Raw genomic sequence first — 20,457 nt, 5'->3', positions numbered from 1 at the left:
TGTGTTTTTTCAATGAATAGAAAATAAAAAACCACACCACAAAGAGGCATGGTTTTCAAAACTAAATTAACCCTATATATTAAAACATTTTTTTATGGCTTCGCTAAATATGCTTTCAACTTAATCACTTCAATTCCTGCATCTATCACTGAGCCAACCCCATGTTTTTCATTTGGTCTTGCTGCTCGATTATAATAGAAGATCAAATCATCACTAATTCCAGTACCGACACAAATATCCTTTACTTGACCATCCTCTGTGATCATAATTTTTCGTAAACCTTCCCAACCTCGCAATGCTACAGAAGCAAACCGCTTGTCAATCCAACCTTCTGTAATCGCTTTTGCGAAACCTTGGACAAACATGGCCGAAGCGGATGTTTCTTGGTAAGAGTCATTCTTGTCAAGCAATTGTCTCCACAGACCATCCTGATCTTGGTATCTCGATAACCCAATCAATTGCTTTTCAAGATTCTTTTTTACTTTTTCTTTCCCCGGATAGCCATCAGGCAATCTTTCTAATAAATGGATCTGAGATAACACCAACCAGCCATTACTTCTCCCCCAATGGGCAACTCCATTTTCCTCTGTATCGGAGTAATAGCAGTGGAAATACAATCCGTTGTGTTCATTCCAGAGATATTTATCAAAATTCAAAACTTGATTGATGGCATCATCAAAGTATTTATTCTCTCCCGTATAAACTGCCAATCTAGATAAAAAAGGAACGCTCATATACAGATCATCTGCCCAAAGTGTCATTTCTTGTGGAAAGGTTCTGACCAAAGTTTTGTCAAATAACCTGTCTTGTCCATAAGTAATCCTTTCGGTTCCATTTTCGATATATTGCTTGTATCGTGGATTGTCATCTTCTTTCATCAACTCCAACATACTCGCCGAAATCGCTCCAAAATCATCCAATTCCAACATCGTCCAAAGTTGTCCTAAAGGATATCTGTGGTGTGGCCTGTCGTTTTTAAATCGGTTTTGGAAAAATTCGTAATTATCAAAACCATGAGCTATATGATTCTTTGCATAATTGTAATACTTCTTGTCTCCTGTATGTTCTGCTAAATGCATCATCGCAAGATTAATCACACCATTGGTGTAATGCCACTCTCCATATTTCGATGCAAATGAAACTTCCTTGTCTTTAGGAATATCTTTGTAAGAGGCATAATAATTACCTTGCTCATCGACAAACCCTAACTTATTTTCCGACAATATAAAATCTGCTATTTTATGCACGACGGCTATATCAGACGCTTCGTTACTTTGCTGCGCAAAAACTTGTGTTGTAGATAAAAATGCTACTAGGGTTGCCACAAAGGCAAATTTTAGACAAGATTTTTGAGTCATAGTTTTGGGTTATTGCTTTAGGATTCGCTAAGAATTGAGTTCTAAAGTGGATGATCAGCTAAATTAATCTATCGAAAATTAGAGTTCTTCTTTTGATTTCCTATCCTGTACTTACCCGAACCTAAAAATCAAACATAGTAATGATTTTTACCTCACTGTACTGTCCTGCCCGGGACAGGCTTTGCCATTTTTTAATTTGTCCAATAGAAAATATTCCTTTAATCTTATACTTCTAAATAAAATCCAAGCCTATGAAAACTTTTGCTCTTTTTGTATTTTGTGCATTTGCTTCCTTGCTAAATTTCAATTGTACATCTGAAAAAGCAGAGGTTTACGTCTTCTCCTATTTCACAGGAAATGGGGAAGATGGACTTCACTTGGCCTATAGTATAGACGGACTAAACTGGGGAGCTTTGCAAGAAGGAAAATCCTTTCTAACACCAACAGCAGGAGATGATAAATTGATGCGGGACCCGTGTATTATCAAAGGAGGCGATGGACTTTACCACATGGTTTGGACAGTGAGTTGGACTGAAAAAGGCTTGGGTTATGCTTCCTCTCCTGATTTGATTCATTGGAGCAACCAAAAAACGATCCCCGTAATGGTGCACGAAGCAGGCGCCAGAAATACTTGGGCTCCTGAGATTTTTTACCATGAAGAAGAGGAATACTACATGATTTTTTGGTCTACAACTGTAAAAGGTAAGTTTCTTGAAACTCAATCAGAAGAAGAAAATGGCTATAACCACAGGAAATATTTTACTACTACTAAAGATTTTGTCACTTTCACTCCAACAGGACTCCTTTACGTACCAGGCTTTAATGTCATAGACGGCACAATCATCAAAGAAAATGATGAATACATCATGTTTGTCAAAGATGAAACAAGAGAGCCTGCCCAAAAGAATATTCGAATTACCAAAAGTAAGTCACTCATTGGTGGGTATGGGCCAGCGTCAGAACCGATTTCAGGTGACTATTGGGCAGAAGGGCCGACAGTGACTAAAATTGGAGATGAATGGATCGTTTATTTTGACAAATACATTGAAAAAAATATGGGCGCTGTTGCTTCAAAAGATTTAGTCAATTGGACTGACATTTCAGATCAAGTTTCTTTTCCAAAAGGAACGAGGCACGGAACAGTCTTTAAGATCAGCTTGGCAGAATTAGAAAAACTCAAAAAGGCTGTTTTATAATTTCCCCGAAAGTACAGGATACATATTTGGATAAGATAGCTGTTATTAGGCTATTCATCTCAACCCAAATCACCATGTACAGAAGAATTTCCGCAATGCTATCCATTGCCTTACTTCTTTGCTTATCAGTTATTTTTCCAAGCAAAGCACAACACACCGAGAAATTTTTTCTTAGTGGGACCGACAATGAAAACACTGAAACATGGGAGTTTTTCTGTTCTTCGGGAAGAAAAAGCGGTTTTTGGAGTACGATTGAAGTTCCTTCGCATTGGGAACAACAAGGGTTTGGAACTTACGATTATGGTAGAGACTATGTGACTTATGGTCGATCCCACGAGTTTGCTGACGAAGTGGGATTTTATAAAAGGACTTTCAAATTACCATCAGATTATAAAGGAAAATCTCTTGAATTGGTCTTTGAAGGCTCAATGACGGACACTGAAGTGAAAATTAACGGTAAAAGTATTGGGCCGATACATCAAGGTTCATTTTACAGGTTTTCGTATGACATTACAGACTTTGTAAACATTGGCAATGAAAATTTGATAGAAGTCAAAGTCAGCAAAATGTCCGCTAACAATTCTGTCAACCGTGCTGAGCGATTTGCTGATTATTGGATTTTTGGAGGAATTTTTCGACCTGTTTACATTACTGCAAAACCAAATCAACATATTTCACATCACGCAATCGTCGCAGAGGCAAATGGAAATTTGGAAGTTCACCTTGAAATGCAAAATGTCACAGCCTCCAATAAAATCACTGCATCACTTTCAGATTTCGATGGCAAAACCATTAAAGAATGGACTACTGCAGCAAATGATGAGGGAAATTTGATCTTAAAAAACAAAATCGAAAACGTCAAAACTTGGAATGCAGAATTTCCAAATCTATATCAACTCAAGATTTCACTGAAAGACAACAAAAATAAAACTCTTCATGAAGTAGAAGAGCGCATTGGCTTCAGAACTATCGAGATCAAAGAAGGAGATGGTATCTACGTCAATGGGGTAAAAGTAAAAATGAAAGGTGTCAATAGACATGCTTTTTGGCCGGAAACAGGTAGATCTCTCAATCCTTCCTTAGACCTTATGGATGTCATGCTGATGAAGGAGATGAATATGAACTCTGTGCGAACAGCCCATTATCCACCTGACAAATCATTCCTCCACATCTGTGACTCACTTGGGCTCTATGTTATGGACGAGCTAGCAGGTTGGCAAAATGCTTATGACACGGAATCAGGCCGAGTTTTGGTCAAAGAATTAGTAAGGCGAGATGTCAATCACCCTTCGATCATCTTCTGGAGCAATGGTAACGAAGGAGGAACAAACAAAGCTTTGGATGGAGATTTCGATCTTTATGATCCTTCCAAAAGACCGGTGATTCATGCCCATCACAGACCCGGAAATGAATTCAATGGAATCGATACTGATCATTATGAAAACTATGCAAGTTTGCAAAGAAAATTTGCCGACTCTACCTTGATTTACATGCCAACAGAGTTTTTGCATGCGCAAGATGATGGTGGTGGAGCAGCCGGACTCCATGATTTTTGGGAGTTAATGTGGGCTTCCAAGATGTCAGGTGGAGGATATTTGTGGGTATTTTCTGATGAAGGTTTAGTCAGAACAGATATTGGAAACAAGATCGATGTCAATAGAGTGAATGCTCCTGATGGATTGCTCGGCCCACACAGGCAAAAAGAAGGAAGCTTCTATGCCATCAGGGAAATTTTCAGCCCTGTGAAAATATTCATAGAAAAACTCCCTGAGGACTTCAATGGGGAAATAGAAGTGGAAAACAGATACCATTTCACCAACTTATCTGAAGTAAATTTTGAAGTGGAATGGGTCAAATTTAGAAAACCAGGAGATCCTATTTCTGGTCATGAAGTGATTCAAAAATCCAGTTTAGAAAGTCCAAAGATTGCTCCTGGAGAAAAAGGGAAAATCAAAATAACCGATCTCACGTTGCTCGATGAAGCTGAAGGTCTTTACCTAAAAGCAATAGATCCACATGGGGAAGAGGTTTATAAATGGTCTTGGAAAATCAACCCCCTTCAAGCTATTTTTGATGCGATCACTAATTCACCACAAGAAAAAGCAAAATCAGAACTCACGCTAAGTGACAGTTTAACTGTGATCTCTGCGGGAGGCTTCACATTAACTTTTGACAATTCGAATGGAACGCTATCTAGAATCCAAAAACCGAGTGGAATGGATCTCAGCTTTGGTAATGGGCCCATTTTCACTTATGGAGAGCAAGAAGTAAGCAATGTTGAAATATTGGAAGAGGGAGAAACCAAAACTTTGGTCTTTGAATACGAAGGTCACTTAAATCAAACCAAATGGACAATCCACCCAAGTGGATGGGTGGAGCTGAATTATACCTACACACTTCCTGAAGGAGGGTATGCTTATCCGGGTATCAGTTTTGACTATCCTGAATCAAATGTCATCAGTGCCAAATGGCTCGGAAAAGGACCTTATCGAATCTGGAAAAATCGTAATCAAGGAACAATTGATGTTCATCAAAACCTATACAACAACACCCATGCAGGAAGTACTCCATGGGATTACCCTGAATTCAAAGGTTATTTTGGAGATATCTCCTGGATGGAAATCAACACTGCGCAAGGTAAATTCTATGTGGTTTCAGAAAAAGAAGGCTTGAATGTCAGACTATTTGACTTTTACGGGATGGCAGGTCCTATCAGTCATCCTGAATTACCAAAAGGAGATATTTCATTCTTTGATGGAATTCCGTCCCTAGGAAGTAAATTAGCTCTTGGAATTACTTCCAATGCTGCCGTATATGGTCCGCAAGGCGAAAAAAACGCTATGAATGGATCTTACTCCCGAACTTTATATTTCTATTTTGATATCATCAAAGATCCAACATTAAGTCATGATAAAACAAATCGCTTTCCGAATGAAGATTAAGCCTGGTGCAGAGGCAGAATATAAAAAAAGACACGATGAAATCTGGCCTGAATTGCGTGATTTACTGAAGGATTCTGGCGTAGTCAACTACAGTATATTTCTAGATAGAGAAACCTCTACACTTTTTGCTGTACAAGAAGTCACAGGAGAAAGTGGTTCACAAGATTTGGGAAATACTGCGATTGTTCAAAAATGGTGGGCCTACATGGCCGACATTATGGATACCCATGAAGATCATTCACCTGTTTCTGTTCCCTTGGAAGAGGTTTTTAGACTGTAAGCTATTTTCACCATCTTCAATAAACTCGCCTCAATGAAATTTCCCAGTCATAAATACCTCTCTCTGATTGCCAGCATCATCATCTTCTTTGGAGTAATATCGTGCGGTGATAACAAAGAGGAAGAAATCATCGCCTTCGAAACAACCGTAGACCAATGGCCAATAGTCACCAAGGAAAGCAAGCCTTGGACAAGATGGTGGTGGATGGGAAGTGCGGTTGATAGGGGAAATATTGACTTTCTTCTAGAAGAATATGAACAAATTGGACTAGGCGGTGTAGAAATCGCACCAATTTATGGCGCAAAAGGATTTGAAGATAGGTATCTAGAATTTCTATCTCCTGAATGGATCGCTGTTCTAAAACATACTGTGGATAAGGCTGGTGAACTTGGTATGGGAGTGGATTTAACACAAGGAACTGGTTGGCCATTTGGTGGTCCTCAAGTAAGAATGGAACACGCCGCTTCCAAGATGATTATTCAAGAATACGGACTCACCAGTGTACAACAAGTGTTAGAAATTATTCCTCAAGGTAAAAATGAAAAAGAGGAAGTAATGATTTTGCTCCATGTCATTGGTGTTTTTAAGAATGGGGAGCGAAAAGAAATCACAAATTTACTTCAAGGAAATGTCTTAGAGAAAATCCCTGGTGATCTTGAAAAAGTACAGGCAGTCTATCTTGGAAAAACAGGCCAAAAGGTCAAAAGAGCTGCACCAGGTGGAGAAGGATTTACTTTCGATCATTTTTTCAAAACAGCAGTCAACAATTACCTACAATCATTTGACGAAACTTTTGACAAACAATTTCCAGATTTTAGAGCATTTTATAATGATAGCTTTGAAGTGTATGGGGCAGACTTTACAGCAGATTTTTTTGATGAGTTTGAAAAAAGAAAAGGCTATGATTTGAAATTGATGCTTCCTGAATTCCTTGAGAATAATGGAAGCGAAAAATCAATTCGTGTCAAATCTGATTATAGACAAGTATTAAACGACTTGTTAATTGAAAATTTTACGGAAAACTGGAGTGATTGGGCTAAGGAAAGGGGCAAACTCACCAAAAACCAAGCACATGGATCTCCGGGCAACTTACTTGATATTTATGGAGCAGTAGACATTCCAGAGTGCGAAACTTTTGGGTCTAGCTATTTCCCTATTCCAGGCTTGAGGAGAGACAGTGCTGATATTCGAAACGTAGACCCTGACCCAATCATGCTCAAATTTGCATCTTCAGCAGCACATTTGACAGGTAAAAACTTGGTTTCTTGTGAGACATTTACATGGCTGGGTGAGCATTTCAAATCGTCTTTTTCTCAAATGAAACCTGAGCTTGACCAAACGTTTTTGGCTGGAGTAAATCATGTTTTTTACCATGGTGTCACTTACAGTCCTCAAGATGTGGCTTTTCCGGGTTGGCTTTTCTACGCCTCTCTCAACCTTAATCAACACAATAGCCTCTGGGACCATCTCCCAGCATTCAATCAATATATTACTAGAACACAATCAGTACTTCAGGCAGGAAAACCTGATAATGAATTACTTGTTTATTGGCCAGTTTATGATGTCTGGGCAAATCCGGAAGGGAGAATGGAGTTGATTTCTGTACATCATATTGATAAGTGGCTACATCCCACAGAATTCTACAAGCAGTCAAAATCTTTAATGGAACTCGGGTATTCTATCGACTTCATTTCTGACAAAATGATCTCAGGCGCTGATGTCAGAAATGGACAAATCAAAAGTCATGAAAATGCAAGTGCTGCTAAAACGCTAATTATCCCGAAAGTAGAATTTATGCCATTAGAAACATTGGAAAATATTTTGATGCTCGCAGAGAATGGAGCTACAATTATTTTTCAAGCCAAACCCGCAGATATTCCAGGGCTTCAAGATTTAGAATCAAATAGAGAGAGCGTATCTAAACTTTGGAAAAAAACAGGACTAGAAAGCAAAAACCAGGTTTCATACGGAAAAGGGAAACTTTTACTTTCAGAAAATATAGCTTCAAGTCTAGAGCAAGAACAGATTTACCCCGAAGGCATTTCCGATTCGGGACTAAAATTTATCAAAAGAAAAATAGGGCATGACAAATACTACTTTGTCGTCAACCATACCTCCAGACTCATCAGTCAACCTGTAAATTTTCTGACCAATTCTGAAAATGCATACCTCATGAACCCCTTGGATGGAAAAATTGGACTTGCAAATTCAGTAAGAAAAGACAAATACTTGGCAATAGATCTTCATCTAGAATCTGGAGAATCGATTATCATCAGGACAACTGACCAAAAATCAGATCAAGTATCAGGTTGGAATTACTATACTGATCCTACTTCAATATCAGAAATCTTTGCTGATTGGAGGATATCATTCGATTCAAAGGGCGGTCCAAAGACTCCTAAAGATCAAACAATTCCTAGCTTAGCAACATGGACAAATCAAGGTGACACTGATGCTGATTTTTATTCTGGAAAAGGGACTTATCATGGTTCGTTTAATTTTGACTTGGATAAATCAATGAATTACACTTTGAATTTTTCTAAGGTACATGAAAGTGCTAAAATCTGGATCAATGGAAACTTTGCTGGCCAGGTTTGGAGTCTTCCTTTTAAATTGGACATCTCAGGCCTGCTGGTACAGGGTAAAAATGAAATCAAAATTGAAGTTGCTAATTTGATGGCGAACCACATCAGGTATTTAGATATCAATAATATTTCTTGGAGAAATTACCACGAAATCAATTTCGTCAACATTGACTATAAGCCCTTCGATGCATCTAGCTGGAACGTAATGCCCTCTGGATTAGATGGAAAAATTGAAATCAAAGGATTTAAAAATTAATTGGTAAAAACTTAAGCTTTTTTTATGCAGGTAAGTACATGTAAGTTGACAGCGAATTAATTTCTGTATAAGTGTATGAAAAACAATTAATCTATAAAAATATAGTGGTCTTGGGATAAAAACAGAATTTTATTTGTTTTTCAATTATAATATAAAATTTTATTGACTATTTTTTTATAAAGCTATGCATAGCATATCATAAATCCCTTTTATAAAAAGATATTTTAATCTAAATTACAATCGATTGCACAAATAATAAACCCACTATGATCACACTTGATACTCTAATTAGAATTGAAAACGATTCGCGCGTTCCGAAGTACCAGCAATTAGTCCAATCCATCATTGAAAACATTGAAAGAGGATACCTTACTATTGGAGAGAAGATTCCATCTATAAATGAAATTAGTGAAGAGTTTTATCTCTCTCGGGATACCGTTGAAAAAGCCTACAACCAACTTAAAAAACAAAAGATTATTCATTCAGTAAAAGGAAAAGGATACTATGTCGCAAGGAATGTATCTCAATCCCAGACAAAGGTTTTGTTTTTGCTCAATAAGCTAAGCAATTACAAACTAAGGATTTACAATTCATTTATAGAAAGTCTTGGCAATTCCTCAAAGGTAGATCTCCACCTCTATCACTGTGATCATAAAATCTTGCTCAACATACTAGAAGAAAATATGGGAGCTTATGATTACTATGTGGTCATGCCACATTTCAAAGACGAAAACCAAAAGCACCAAAATGATAATGCACAAGTAATCGAGGCGTTAAAAAATATCCCTTCTGAAAAATTGGTGATTATGGACAATATGATTCCTGAATTAGGAGAAAATGTCGCTTCTATTTATCAAGATTTCAAATCAGATATCTATAAAGCCTTAAAAGAAGGAATTGCGAGACTAAAAAAATACGAAAAGATCGTCCTCGTCTATCCAGAAAATGTGCTTTATCCATATCCAACAGAAATCAAATGTGGCTTTCATAAATTTTGTGTCAACCACGGTTTTGATTTTGAAATCATTCCAACCATATACCCTGAAATGGAATTGGAAACCAATGATGCCTACATCACTATAGAAGAAAATGATCTCGTTTGCTTGATCAAACAAATACGAGATCAAAAATTCACCATGGGAGAAGATATTGGGGTTATATCTTACAATGACACTCCTCTTAAAGAACTTTTAGGAATTACTGTAATGTCAACCAATTTTAAAGTGATGGGCGAAACTGCGGCCTACATGATCAAAAAACACAAGCATGAAGTTGTGAAAAATGTGTTCAACTTTATCGATAGAGGATCGATCTAAATAGTGTACAACAAAGTACAGGATAGTTCTTTTATCTATTGCTGATATTTTGAGCATTCTTTTCAACCCAAAATGATTATGAGCGAAAGCACAGGCTTAATTGCAAAACTTAATGCAATCAATGAATACGAACGTCAACCCATACCAGAGAATAAACTTAGGGGTTGGAAAAAATTTATCGGAACGTATGCAGGCGAACATACAGCTGGAACAGAATTCGTACTAGGCCCACTCTTCGTAGCTCATGGAGCAACTGCTATTGATTTAGTCACTGGATTATTAATTGGGAATATTTTAGCAGTATTAAGTTGGGCATTCTTTACTGGGAGAATTGCCGTCAAAACCCGACTTACACTCTATTATCAGTTAGAGAAAATTGCTGGTTCCAAATTTACCTTATTGTATAATCTAGTAAACGCAGGACTATTTTGCTTTTTGGCTGGAGCAATGATCGCTGTATCTGCTACCGCTGTTGGTATTCCTTTCAATTTGGAAATGCCGACACTTACAGATGTTTTACCAAACTCGCTGGGTTGGGTATTGACCGTATTTGCTATAGGCACCATTACGACAATAGTCGCTATGTTTGGTTTTGAGCAAGTTTCAAAATTTGCAAATATTGCAGCACCTTGGATGATTATGGTATTTATCGCTGCCGCTGTAGGTGTTCTTCCTCGACTAGGAATCAATTCAATTTCTGATTTTTGGCCTGTAGCCCAAGAGACAATCTGGAGTGGTGTACCCTTAGAAGGACAAAGTAAATTCACCTTTTGGCACATCATGTTCTTTGCATGGTTTTGTAATATGGCTATGCACATCGGAATGGCTGATCTTTCAATTTTAAGATATGCAAAGAAATGGACAGCTGGATTTTCTACAGCTTCTGGGGTTTTCTTGGGACATTACATTGCTTGGATAGCTTCTGGAATTCTATATTCTCTCTTTTTATTAGAGTCAAACAATAGCCTCACTTTCGCTCCAGGACCGATAGCTTATGAAGCAGCTGGAATAGCAGGTGCAATATGTGTAGTGATAGCAGGATGGACCACAGCAAATCCAACTCTTTACAGAGCAGGTTTAGCCATTCAATCCATAAATCCAAATTGGAAAACCTGGAAAGTAACCCTGTTTGTAGGCCTTTTCACCACGATAGCCGCTTGCTTCCCTGCTTTGGTGATGCAATTGTTAGAGTTTGTCGCTTTATATGGATTGATTTTGATGCCACTTGGAGCAGTGATTTTCATTGATGTCTACTACATGGAGCGTTGGGGACTTAGGAGCAATTATGCCTCTCTATCAGGCAAAAAGTTGAATCCAGCTGTGGCATTCACTTGGGTAGTCACTTTAGGATTTTGCTTGGCACTAAATCTCTTAATGGGAATTGAAATTTTCTTCTTAGGATTGCCGGGATGGTTTATAGCGGTCATTGCTTATTTGGTTTTCAGTAAATTATTTCAAAAACCCTTGGTATCTTCAGCTTATCTTCAAGAAACCATAGCAGAAAAAGAATTAAACTAAGAAAATGACATGAAAAATCTAATAATCATATTATCAATCATTGGATTACTACTCACTATCATCCCTTCATTCTTAGTTTTTTCAAAGTATATCGAACCCGCAACTTCAAAGATACTCATGTTTATAGGAACTTTGATTTGGTTTTTGACCGCACCATTTTGGCTTAATAAAAGCACAGAAAAATCTGAAATATGAAACAGATCTTCTTCACGATTGCTCTTTTCTGTGTTTGCTTCAATTCATTTTCTCAAAAAACAGAGAAAATCAAGCTCTGGGAACGCGAAGCTCCATTTACTAAAGAAGTCATCGAAGAAGATAAAATTAATGAAAGAGGGAACGTTGAACGTGTTGCCATTCCTGATATTACAGTTTACTTTCCAAGGGAGGAAAATGCAAATGGGCGTGCTATTTTAATCTGTCCTGGTGGAGGATATAGCAACCTAGCCATCAACCACGAAGGATATGATATTGCCAAATTCTACAGTGAAAAAGGTTATGTTGCCGCAGTTTTGAAGTATCGATTGCCAGATCCAAACATGGTCTTCGAGCCTTGGAAAGTTCCTTTGGAAGATGCCAAACAAGGTTTAAAAATTCTGAGAAATTACGCTCAACAATGGCGCATCAATCCAGAAAAGATTGGTGTATTAGGCTTTTCAGCAGGCGGACATTTGGCTTCTTCTCTTTCAGTACATGGAAAAGCAGAAGATTCTAGTCTTCCAAATTTCAGCATTCTAGTATATCCTGTCATCAGCATGGATAAAGGGGTGACGCATGAAGGTTCGAGAAAAAACTTACTCAGAAATCAATTAAACTCAGAATGGGAGCAGTTCTATTCTAATGAAAAGCAAGTTACTAAGGAGACTCCTCCAGCATTTTTAGCCCACAGTTGGGATGATCAGGCAGTTCCTGTAGAGAATACCATTCGCTATGCAAGTGCTTTAGCAGCGTTAGGTATCAGAACAGAAGTGCATCTTTTCGAAAAAGGGGGTCACGGCTATGGCATGGGAGACCCCAACAGGCATGGTACCGCTTCACAATGGATTGACTTGAGTTTGGACTGGCTAGATCAGTTGTTGAAATAGAATCTGAACAGGTGAGTAAAGGATAGTCGGCTCAATGGATTTGGGTATTTTTGACTGATTAGGTTTTCATCTTTTTGAGAAAATTCTCTTTACTGAGTAGTCAAAAAAACAGAGCTTAATTTATAAAGATGGCAATATCTTTCTCTTTTGATGGATGAATTAGGTTTAGAATTTCTAATGATTATTACTCTTTCAAGACTTGAATTGCCTTTCTTTTTTAAATTCAAATAAACCCAAGATCAAAAAATGAAAAAATTCGCCTTTTTTCTCTTCATAATTTTACTTCGTTTTCAACCAAACGCTATAGCTCAATCTCACCATGAGCAATTTTTTCAATCAGAAAATATCACTTTACAAATTGCATTCTACAAGCCTGATTTGTTCAGAGTAAAAATTGGAAATCAAATCCCCGATGATGAATTTTCCTACATGCTTGCTCAACAACAATGGCCTGCTATTGCAGTGAGCAGGGAAGAAAATCCCGAATCCTATTCCTTAGAATCCAAAGCGCTCAAAGTTGAAATCGATAAAAAAACACTTTCAATTAAAGTGTATAATGCTGACGGCGATCTGATTTCTTCAGAAGAGGCCACAAATCACGGGGGCTATTACCAAAAGGAAGTCAGTGTTGGTATTTCCAAAAACATATTTTCTGACGAACATTTTTTTGGGTTTGGTGAAAGAATGGATTTCATAGATCAAAAAGGAAAATCATTAGAAATGAATGTCGGTAGAGGTCTTCAAAGGCCGCATATTATTGGTGCATACAATATCCTAGAAGCCAATTACGCACCAGTTCCATTTATGATGAGTACCAAAGGTTATGGCATTTTCTACCACACTACACAGCCTAGTACTTTTGATTTGGGAAAATCGCAGAAAGACAGATTGACGTTCCAAGCTGAAGGAACACACGTGGATTATTTTTTCATGTATGGTCCAGAATTTACTCACTTGATCAATCATTACACGGACTTGACAGGAAAATCTCCTTTACTTCCCCGCTTTGCCCATGGTTTGCATGTTGGGACTTACAGCGGAGGAACTTGGGGGCACGAGCATCTGACTTCAGGAGAGTACGTCATTGCGCTTGCCAAAAGATACAGACAAAAGGGAATCCCATTTGATGTCCTACACTTAGATTCTACTTGGAGGCTATTCGGTAAAAACGGGGGAAGCGGAGCCACCTCTTTCGAATGGAGAGAAACATTTACCGATCCCAAAGGAATGTTTGATCAGCTCTATAATATGGATGTCAATATGGTCGGCTTACACGTTAGACCCCGATTCGACAATGGAAATAGCCTAAATTTACTTGACCAAGCACGTGAAGCAGGTCATGTCTACCCAGAAGAAAATAATAAGGGCGAATTTGTTAATTTTTTCGATGAAAAAGCAGTCGATTGGTGGTGGGAAAATGGTGTGATGAAGATTGCTGAAATTGGCGCCATGTTTTTGAAAACTGATGAAGGCAGCGCATTTGGAAGACAAGCGAACGAAAGCAATAAAACAGGTCCTACGAGTGCTGAGGCAAAAAAATTGCATAATGTATTTCCTGTAGCCTACGCGAAAGCACCTTTCGAAAAATTCAAGAAACACAACAACATGCGTGGAATGAACCACACGCGTGAAGGATATGCTGGCATACAGCGTTATCCATTCATTTGGGCAGGAGATTGGCCTAGTGAATGGCAATATTTCGCTCCGGTAATCCGTGCCGGAATCAATATAGGACTTTCTGGAGTTGGGTATTGGTCTCACAATATGGGAGGTTTTGAGCATGATGCAGATCCCGAATTATTTGCAAGATGGGTTCAATTTGGGATGTTTAGCCCTATTGCCCATGTTTTTGGAATGGATCATCCCGGCTACAAGGAGCCTTGGAACTATGGGGCAGCTGCTGAGGAGATTTTTACCAAATATGCAAAGCTACGGTACCGCTTGATTCCATATATTTACTCTACTGCATTCCAACAGCATCAAACAGGAATACCAATAATGCGTGCATTGGCTTTGCACCATCAAGATGATCTCAACACCTATACAATTGACGATCAATATTATTTTGGAGATCAGATGATCATTTGTCCAGTGACCACAAAAGGTGCACAGACAAGAGTCGTATATCTTCCTAAAGGTAAATGGTTTGATTTCTGGACAGGAAAATCCTACGATGGGAACGAATATTACAACATTGTAACTCCTTTAGAAACCCTTCCAATTTTTGTCAAAGCTGGTGGAATTATTCCAATGCAAGACGATATTCTTTTTGATAATAGAAAAGATTATGGAAGGATTTCGCTGGAAGTATTCACTGGAGCTGATGGGAGTTTTGAGTTGTATGAAGACGATGGTTTATCAGAAAAATATACAGAGAGTCAATACGGTTCTACGCGAATAGAGTCAAGAAGTATCAACAACTCTAGGCAGATAACACTTTTTGAAACAACTGGAAATTACGATATACCAACCAGAGAATTTCTTTTGAAAATCCATTATGAAAAAGTGCCACAACTTGTCCAAATCAATGGAAAGGATTTTTTTCAGACGGATGATAACCAAAGCTGGAGCTATGACAGTGCAAAAAAAGTGATTTTGTTGCACACCCAAAAATCTAAAAATCAAAAACTTACAATAGATATAAAATAACAAGTAAAAATCAACAGTACACAACAGGACAGTAATTACCATTTAATAGAATAAATTTCCTTTTATAACTTAAACCTTGTTTACCATGGCTATTTTGGAACAAAAATTCAATCATGTCTCTTATCTCTGGGACGAGCAAAAAGCTAATTCTTTCGGCAATGACGAAGTTGCCCTTTTGATATACAGATCTAACATCCTTGGAGCAGATCTACGAATCACCAACTACGGCGGTGGCAACACAAGCTGTAAAACTTATGAAAAAGATCCACTTTCTGGAAAAGAAGTAGAAGTGATGTGGGTAAAGGGCTCAGGTGGAGATATTGGTACATTGACCAAATCAGGACTTGCAGGTCTTTATGTTGACAAGCTGAGAGCTTTGGAAGGCATATACAAAGGAATAGAATTCGAAGATGAAATGGTCGGTCTTTTCAATCATTGTATCTACGATCTAGACTCCAAAGCACCTTCGATCGATACACCACTTCATGCATTTTTGCCATTCAAACACATTGATCACCTTCATCCAGATGCAGCCATTGCTATTGCAGCTTCTAAAGAAGGTGAAAAAATCACGCAAGAGCTTTTTGATGGGCAAATCGCTTGGATTCCTTGGCAGAGACCAGGTTTTGACTTAGGTCTTCAATTGAAAAAGGCTTTGGACGAAAATCCAGGGATCAGAGGAATCATGCTTGGAGGCCACGGACTTTTCACATGGGGTGACACAGCTTATGAATGCTATATCAACAGCCTTGAAGTAATCGAAAAAGCTTCCCAATACCTTGAAGACAACTATGGTAAAAAGAGGCCTGTTTTCGGTGGTCAAAAAATCGAATCACTCGAGCCAAGCAAAAGAAAAGACCAAGCAGCCATCATTTCTCCATTGTTGAGAGGTCTTGCTTCCAGCTACGACAGAATGGTCGGTACGTTCAGTGACTCAGATACTGTTTTACAATTTATCAACTCCAATGATTTGGGAAAATTGGCACCTTTGGGGACTTCATGCCCAGATCACTTTTTGAGAACCAAAATCGCCCCTCTTGTACTAGACATTCCTGCCGACCAAGACCTAAGCGACTTGGGTACCATCAAAGAGCACATCAGCAAGTTGTTTGCTACATACAGAGAAGGCTACAAGGACTACTACGAAAAGCACAAAAGATCCAACAGTCCAGCAATGCGTGATCCAAATCCAGTGATCATTTTATGGCCTGGTGTTGGTTTGTTTTCCTATGCAAAAAACAAACAAACTTCAAGAGTAGCTTCTGAATTCTATATCAACGCAATCAACGTAATGCGTGGTGCTGAAGCAGTATCAGAATATGTTTCTTTGCCATTGCAGGAAGCTTTTGATATCGAATATTGGTTATTGGAAGAAGCAAAGCTTCAAAGAATGCCAAAAGAGCAGCCTTTGTCAAGGAAAGTAGCCTTGATTACAGGAAGTGCAGGAGGTATCGGAAAAGCAATCGCAGACAAGTTAGCCAAAGAAGGTGCTTGTGTGGTCTTGACAGATCTTGACGGTGACAGATTGGAAGAAGCCGTGAAGGATTTTGGAAAAGATACAGCTATCCAGACAAAATTGAATGTATTGGAAAATGACACAATAACTTCTGCCTTCAAAGCCGCAAACCTAGCATTCGGTGGTGTGGATATTGTCGTGAACTGTGCAGGTCTTGCTATCAGCAAACCTTTGACAGAAACTTCAGAAGCTGATTGGGATTTGCTGAATGATGTCCTTGTAAAGGGCCAATTCAAAGTGAGTCAAGAAGGTGTAAAAATACTAAGAGCACAAGGTCTTGGTGGAGATATTATCAACATTGCTTCTAAAAATGCCCTCGTATCTGGACCAAACAATGTAGGATACGGAACTGCGAAAGCAGCTCAAGTTCATATGTCAAGGTTGTTGGCAGCAGAATTGGGACCTGACAAAATCCGCGTGAATGTGGTGAATCCTGATGCCGTGATCGAAGGATCAAAAATCTGGGAAGGCAAATGGGCTGAGGGAAGAGCGAAAGCTTATGGTATTTCTGTAGAAGAATTGCCTGCTCATTATGCAAAAAGAACATTGTTGAATGAAATCATCAGTACAGAAGATATAGCAAATGGCGTTTTCGCTTTTGTAGGTGGAATTTTATCCAAAAGCACCGGAAATATCCTTAATGTGGATGGCGGAGTAGCTGCCGCATTTGTAAGATAATTACCTCAAACCTATTAATACTCAAATTCCTTTCAGGTTTTTTCTAAATTAGGCAATACTTTAGTCTAAACCTGGAAGGTTTTTATTTATCTAATATGATTATCTGCAATAACATCAAAAGCCAAATCAAAAGGTTAGTACAAGCGGATAATCGTTATTGGTTATTGGTTATTAGTCGATAAGTTATCGGTGCATCAATTGATTTGAAATATATCATTTTGTTTAGCCATTGATAATAAAGCGAATACACACATTATTTAATTATTCCCAAAAATGAAAATCACACAAAGCCATATAGAGAATTCCAATGCTGATTTGAAAAAGAATCACATGGAATCTTTCGATTTTTTATCCAATCAGCTTTCCGATAAAGGTGTAGATGTAAATTTGGTCGTTGAAAAAATCAAGGCATTGCAAATTGCTATACCATCATGGGCACTTGGTGCTGGAGGGACTAGATTCGGACGTTTTTCAGGTGCAGGCGAGCCAGCTGATTTGATTCAGAAGATTCAGGACATCGGAATCATCCACGCACTCAATAAATCAAGCAACGCCGTATCACTTCACATCCCTTGGGATATTCCCCAAGACTATGAAGCTATCAGGCAGATCGCTAAGGATCTCAACATCAATTTTGACGCAGTCAATTCCAATACTTTTCAAGACCAAGCTGGACAAAAAGTGTCCTACAAATACGGTTCTTTGGCTAATTCAGACAAAGCTGTAAGGGAACTGGCAGTAGAGCACAACAAAGAAGTCATCAAAATTGGTGAAAAACTTGGCTCCAAAGCGTTGACAGTGTGGCTTGCAGATGGATCAAGCTTTCCAGGACAACATAGTATCAGAAAAGCATTAGCCAATACGCATGATTCACTAAGCTCCATATACGAGTACCTTCCTTCAGATTGGAAAATATTGGTAGAATACAAGCCTTACGAGCCAAATTTCTACAGCACTGTGATCCAAGATTGGGGTACTTCCTTTTTGTTGGCTAATAAGCTTGGGCCTAAGGCATACACACTAGTGGATCTTGGACATCATTTGCCAAATACAAATATTGAACAGATCGTAGCGACATTGATGACAGAGGAAAAATTGGGTGGATTCCATTTCAATGATTCCAAATATGGAGATGATGACCTTACTGTAGGAAGTATCAAACCATATCAGCTGTTCCTGATTTTCCACGAATTGGCACAAGGTTTTGCAGAAACCAATAACCCATCACTTTCATGGATGATCGATGCAAGTCACAATGTAAAAGATCCTTTGGAAGATCTCTTGCAGTCTGTGGAAGCCATCAAGCTAGCGTATGCCCAAGCTTTGATCATCAATCAAAAAGCCTTGGAAGAAGCACAGCAAAATCATGATACCGCCAAAGCACAAGAAATCTTGCAGGATGCCTACAGAACAGATGTGAGGGCATTGGTGTCAGAAGCAAGCAGACAGTTGGGAGGAGCAATCTCTCCAATAAAAGCCTACCGAAAAGTTGGTGTGAGAAATGAACTGATCAAGGAGAGAGGAACTGATAGTAAAGCCAGCGGATTATAAGAGCTTGTTTAAACTTTATCCTTTGGCCTGCGATTGTGCCTCTTCCGCCCACTCTTCGGCTATTTTCGGGGATGTAGCGGTGCTACGACCCCAAAAACGAGCCTCGATTGAACGAAAGATGCATCAATCTCGGCTTCAAAAACAAAATTTAAATAAGCTCTAATGATACCTGTTACTGCCATATTTGATATAGGGAAAACCAATAAGAAGTTCTTTCTCTTTGATGCAAATCTCAAAGAGGTATATAAAGTATATCATCGTCTGGAATACATAAAGGATGAGGATGGTGACGCTTGTGAATCAATCAAAGAGTTGACAAATTGGATTAAAGCTACCCTTACCCATGCATTGGCATTGGAGGAATTTAATATTAGAAAACTCAATTTTACAACCTACGGAGCATCACTTGTTCATTTGGATAGAGAGGGAGACCCGATCACACCCTTGTACAATTACACAAAAGAATATCCCAAGGATCTTTTAGAGGATTTCTATAACAAATATGGCCCACAGGAAAATTTCTGCCAGGAAACATCCTCACCTGCCTTAGGCATGATCAACTCGGGTTTACAACTTTATTGGCTCAAATACCGCAAACCTGAATTATTCAAAAAAATCCACAATACGCTACATCTTCCTCAGTATCTGAGTTATTTGTTTACAGGTAAAATGGTCTCAGATTACACAAGTATCGGTTGTCACACCGGTCTATGGGATTTCAAAAACAACAGCTATCATCAATGGCTAGAAAAAGAAGATCTTTTGAAGTATTTGCCTAGAGCAGTGGATTCGGCAGAGACTTTCCCTATTTCCTTTCGCAAGCAGTCCATGTCTGTTGGTGTGGGTGTTCATGATTCTTCATCTGCACTCTTGCCGTACTTGATTAGTAATGAAGAACCTTTTGCCCTTTTATCTACAGGAACCTGGGCCATCAGTATCAATCCTTTCAACAGTGAGGAATTGACTTTGGATGAATTGGAGAAAGACTGTCTACATTTCATCGGAATCCACGGGCAGCCTATCAAGATTAGTCGACTTTTTATCGGTGAAGAACACAAACACCAAATCGAGAAGCTTTACGAATATTTCAAGTTAGAAAAAGGATATTACAAGGCTTTGAAATTCGATCCTATCCATTACGCAAAAACAAAGGCTAGGAAAGCCAAGAAATTCCGTTTCGAATATCTAAAACCGGAAGTTTATGGAATATCACAGGCTGAGAAAAATGATTTTTCACAGTTTGATTCCTTTGAAGAGGCCTATTACTGCTTCTTGGACGAGCTCACCGAACTTCAAGTGGCATCACTTCAATTAGTCCTTGCAGACACTTCTGTTAAGAAGTTATATATCGATGGTGGTTTCAATGCCAATGAAATGTTTGTAGAAATGCTCCGCCAAAAACTCCCAACCATCAGCGTAGAGACAACAGATTTTGCCTTGGGAACGGCACTCGGTGCTGCGATTTTGGTAAATCAAATACAAGTATCAAATGAAAAATTACAGCGATCTTAGGATTAGTATAGCTTAAAA

The 20,457-nt window shown here is 38.6% G+C and carries 12 protein-coding genes; 11 read left to right on the top strand and 1 reads right to left on the bottom strand.

Going from position 1 to position 20,457, the window contains the following annotated elements:
* Positions 1 to 92: 92 nt before the first annotated feature.
* Positions 93 to 1,325 (bottom strand): glycoside hydrolase family 88/105 protein, encoded by a 1,233-nt coding sequence (locus IEV57_RS01535; RefSeq protein WP_229744201.1) that lies wholly within the window; start codon positions 1,323 to 1,325, stop codon positions 93 to 95.
* A 284-nt stretch (positions 1,326 to 1,609) separates the two neighbouring features.
* Here IEV57_RS01535 and IEV57_RS01530 point away from each other — a divergent pair, with 284 nt between their 5' ends.
* From IEV57_RS01530 to IEV57_RS01480, 11 genes are all read left to right on the top strand, one after another.
* Positions 1,610 to 2,554: a glycoside hydrolase family 43 protein gene (locus IEV57_RS01530; protein ID WP_188438909.1), complete on the top strand. Its 945-nt coding sequence runs from the start codon at positions 1,610 to 1,612 to the stop codon at positions 2,552 to 2,554.
* Positions 2,555 to 2,628: 74 nt separating this feature from the next.
* Entirely contained in the window at positions 2,629 to 5,496 is a 2,868-nt protein-coding gene (locus IEV57_RS01525; protein WP_188438907.1) for a glycoside hydrolase family 2 TIM barrel-domain containing protein, read from the top strand.
* A complete protein-coding gene (rhaM, locus tag IEV57_RS01520; RefSeq protein WP_188438905.1) occupies positions 5,462 to 5,776 on the top strand; it encodes an L-rhamnose mutarotase in 315 nt (104 codons plus the stop codon). The genes IEV57_RS01525 and rhaM overlap by 35 nt, the downstream gene beginning before the upstream one ends.
* A gap of 33 nt (positions 5,777 to 5,809) precedes the next feature.
* Positions 5,810 to 8,617, top strand: a complete 2,808-nt coding sequence (locus tag IEV57_RS01515; protein ID WP_188438903.1) for a glycosyl hydrolase — start codon at positions 5,810 to 5,812, stop codon at positions 8,615 to 8,617.
* A 266-nt stretch (positions 8,618 to 8,883) separates the two neighbouring features.
* Entirely contained in the window at positions 8,884 to 9,933 is a 1,050-nt protein-coding gene (locus IEV57_RS01510) for a GntR family transcriptional regulator (protein ID WP_188438901.1), read from the top strand.
* 78 nt (positions 9,934 to 10,011) lie between these two features.
* A complete protein-coding gene (locus IEV57_RS01505; protein WP_188438900.1) occupies positions 10,012 to 11,451 on the top strand; it encodes a purine-cytosine permease family protein in 1,440 nt (479 codons plus the stop codon).
* Positions 11,452 to 11,642: 191 nt separating this feature from the next.
* A complete protein-coding gene (locus tag IEV57_RS01500; RefSeq protein WP_188438898.1) occupies positions 11,643 to 12,533 on the top strand; it encodes an alpha/beta hydrolase in 891 nt (296 codons plus the stop codon).
* 246 nt (positions 12,534 to 12,779) lie between these two features.
* Positions 12,780 to 15,182 (top strand): glycoside hydrolase family 31 protein, encoded by a 2,403-nt coding sequence (locus tag IEV57_RS01495; protein WP_188438896.1) that lies wholly within the window; start codon positions 12,780 to 12,782, stop codon positions 15,180 to 15,182.
* 85 nt (positions 15,183 to 15,267) lie between these two features.
* A complete protein-coding gene (locus IEV57_RS01490) occupies positions 15,268 to 17,376 on the top strand; it encodes a bifunctional aldolase/short-chain dehydrogenase (protein WP_188438894.1) in 2,109 nt (702 codons plus the stop codon).
* A gap of 273 nt (positions 17,377 to 17,649) precedes the next feature.
* Positions 17,650 to 18,927, top strand: coding sequence for a sugar isomerase (locus IEV57_RS01485; protein WP_188438891.1), 1,278 nt, complete (start codon positions 17,650 to 17,652; stop codon positions 18,925 to 18,927).
* Positions 18,928 to 19,089: 162 nt separating this feature from the next.
* Entirely contained in the window at positions 19,090 to 20,439 is a 1,350-nt protein-coding gene (locus tag IEV57_RS01480) for an FGGY-family carbohydrate kinase (protein WP_188438889.1), read from the top strand.
* Positions 20,440 to 20,457: the final 18 nt, after the last annotated feature.

This window comes from Belliella aquatica (assembly GCF_014637795.1).
In the GTDB taxonomy this organism is placed as follows: domain Bacteria; phylum Bacteroidota; class Bacteroidia; order Cytophagales; family Cyclobacteriaceae; genus Belliella; species Belliella aquatica.
The sequence above is the reverse complement of the archived record's forward strand: the minus strand, read 5'-3'. Positions and strand labels throughout refer to the sequence as shown.

Excerpts from the sequence above, each read along its gene's own strand:
- IEV57_RS01515 (WP_188438903.1), top strand. The coding sequence starts at position 5,810 with ATGAAATTTCCCAGTCATAAATACCTCTCTCTGATTGCCAGCATCATC.
- IEV57_RS01490 (WP_188438894.1), top strand. The coding sequence starts at position 15,268 with ATGGCTATTTTGGAACAAAAATTCAATCATGTCTCTTATCTCTGGGAC.
- IEV57_RS01495 (WP_188438896.1), top strand. The coding sequence starts at position 12,780 with ATGAAAAAATTCGCCTTTTTTCTCTTCATAATTTTACTTCGTTTTCAA.
- IEV57_RS01505 (WP_188438900.1), top strand. The coding sequence starts at position 10,012 with ATGAGCGAAAGCACAGGCTTAATTGCAAAACTTAATGCAATCAATGAA.
- IEV57_RS01510 (WP_188438901.1), top strand. The coding sequence starts at position 8,884 with ATGATCACACTTGATACTCTAATTAGAATTGAAAACGATTCGCGCGTT.
- IEV57_RS01480 (WP_188438889.1), top strand. The coding sequence starts at position 19,090 with ATGATACCTGTTACTGCCATATTTGATATAGGGAAAACCAATAAGAAG.
- IEV57_RS01485 (WP_188438891.1), top strand. The coding sequence starts at position 17,650 with ATGAAAATCACACAAAGCCATATAGAGAATTCCAATGCTGATTTGAAA.
- IEV57_RS01500 (WP_188438898.1), top strand. The coding sequence starts at position 11,643 with ATGAAACAGATCTTCTTCACGATTGCTCTTTTCTGTGTTTGCTTCAAT.
- IEV57_RS01525 (WP_188438907.1), top strand. The coding sequence starts at position 2,629 with ATGTACAGAAGAATTTCCGCAATGCTATCCATTGCCTTACTTCTTTGC.
- rhaM (WP_188438905.1), top strand. The coding sequence starts at position 5,462 with ATGATAAAACAAATCGCTTTCCGAATGAAGATTAAGCCTGGTGCAGAG.
- IEV57_RS01530 (WP_188438909.1), top strand. The coding sequence starts at position 1,610 with ATGAAAACTTTTGCTCTTTTTGTATTTTGTGCATTTGCTTCCTTGCTA.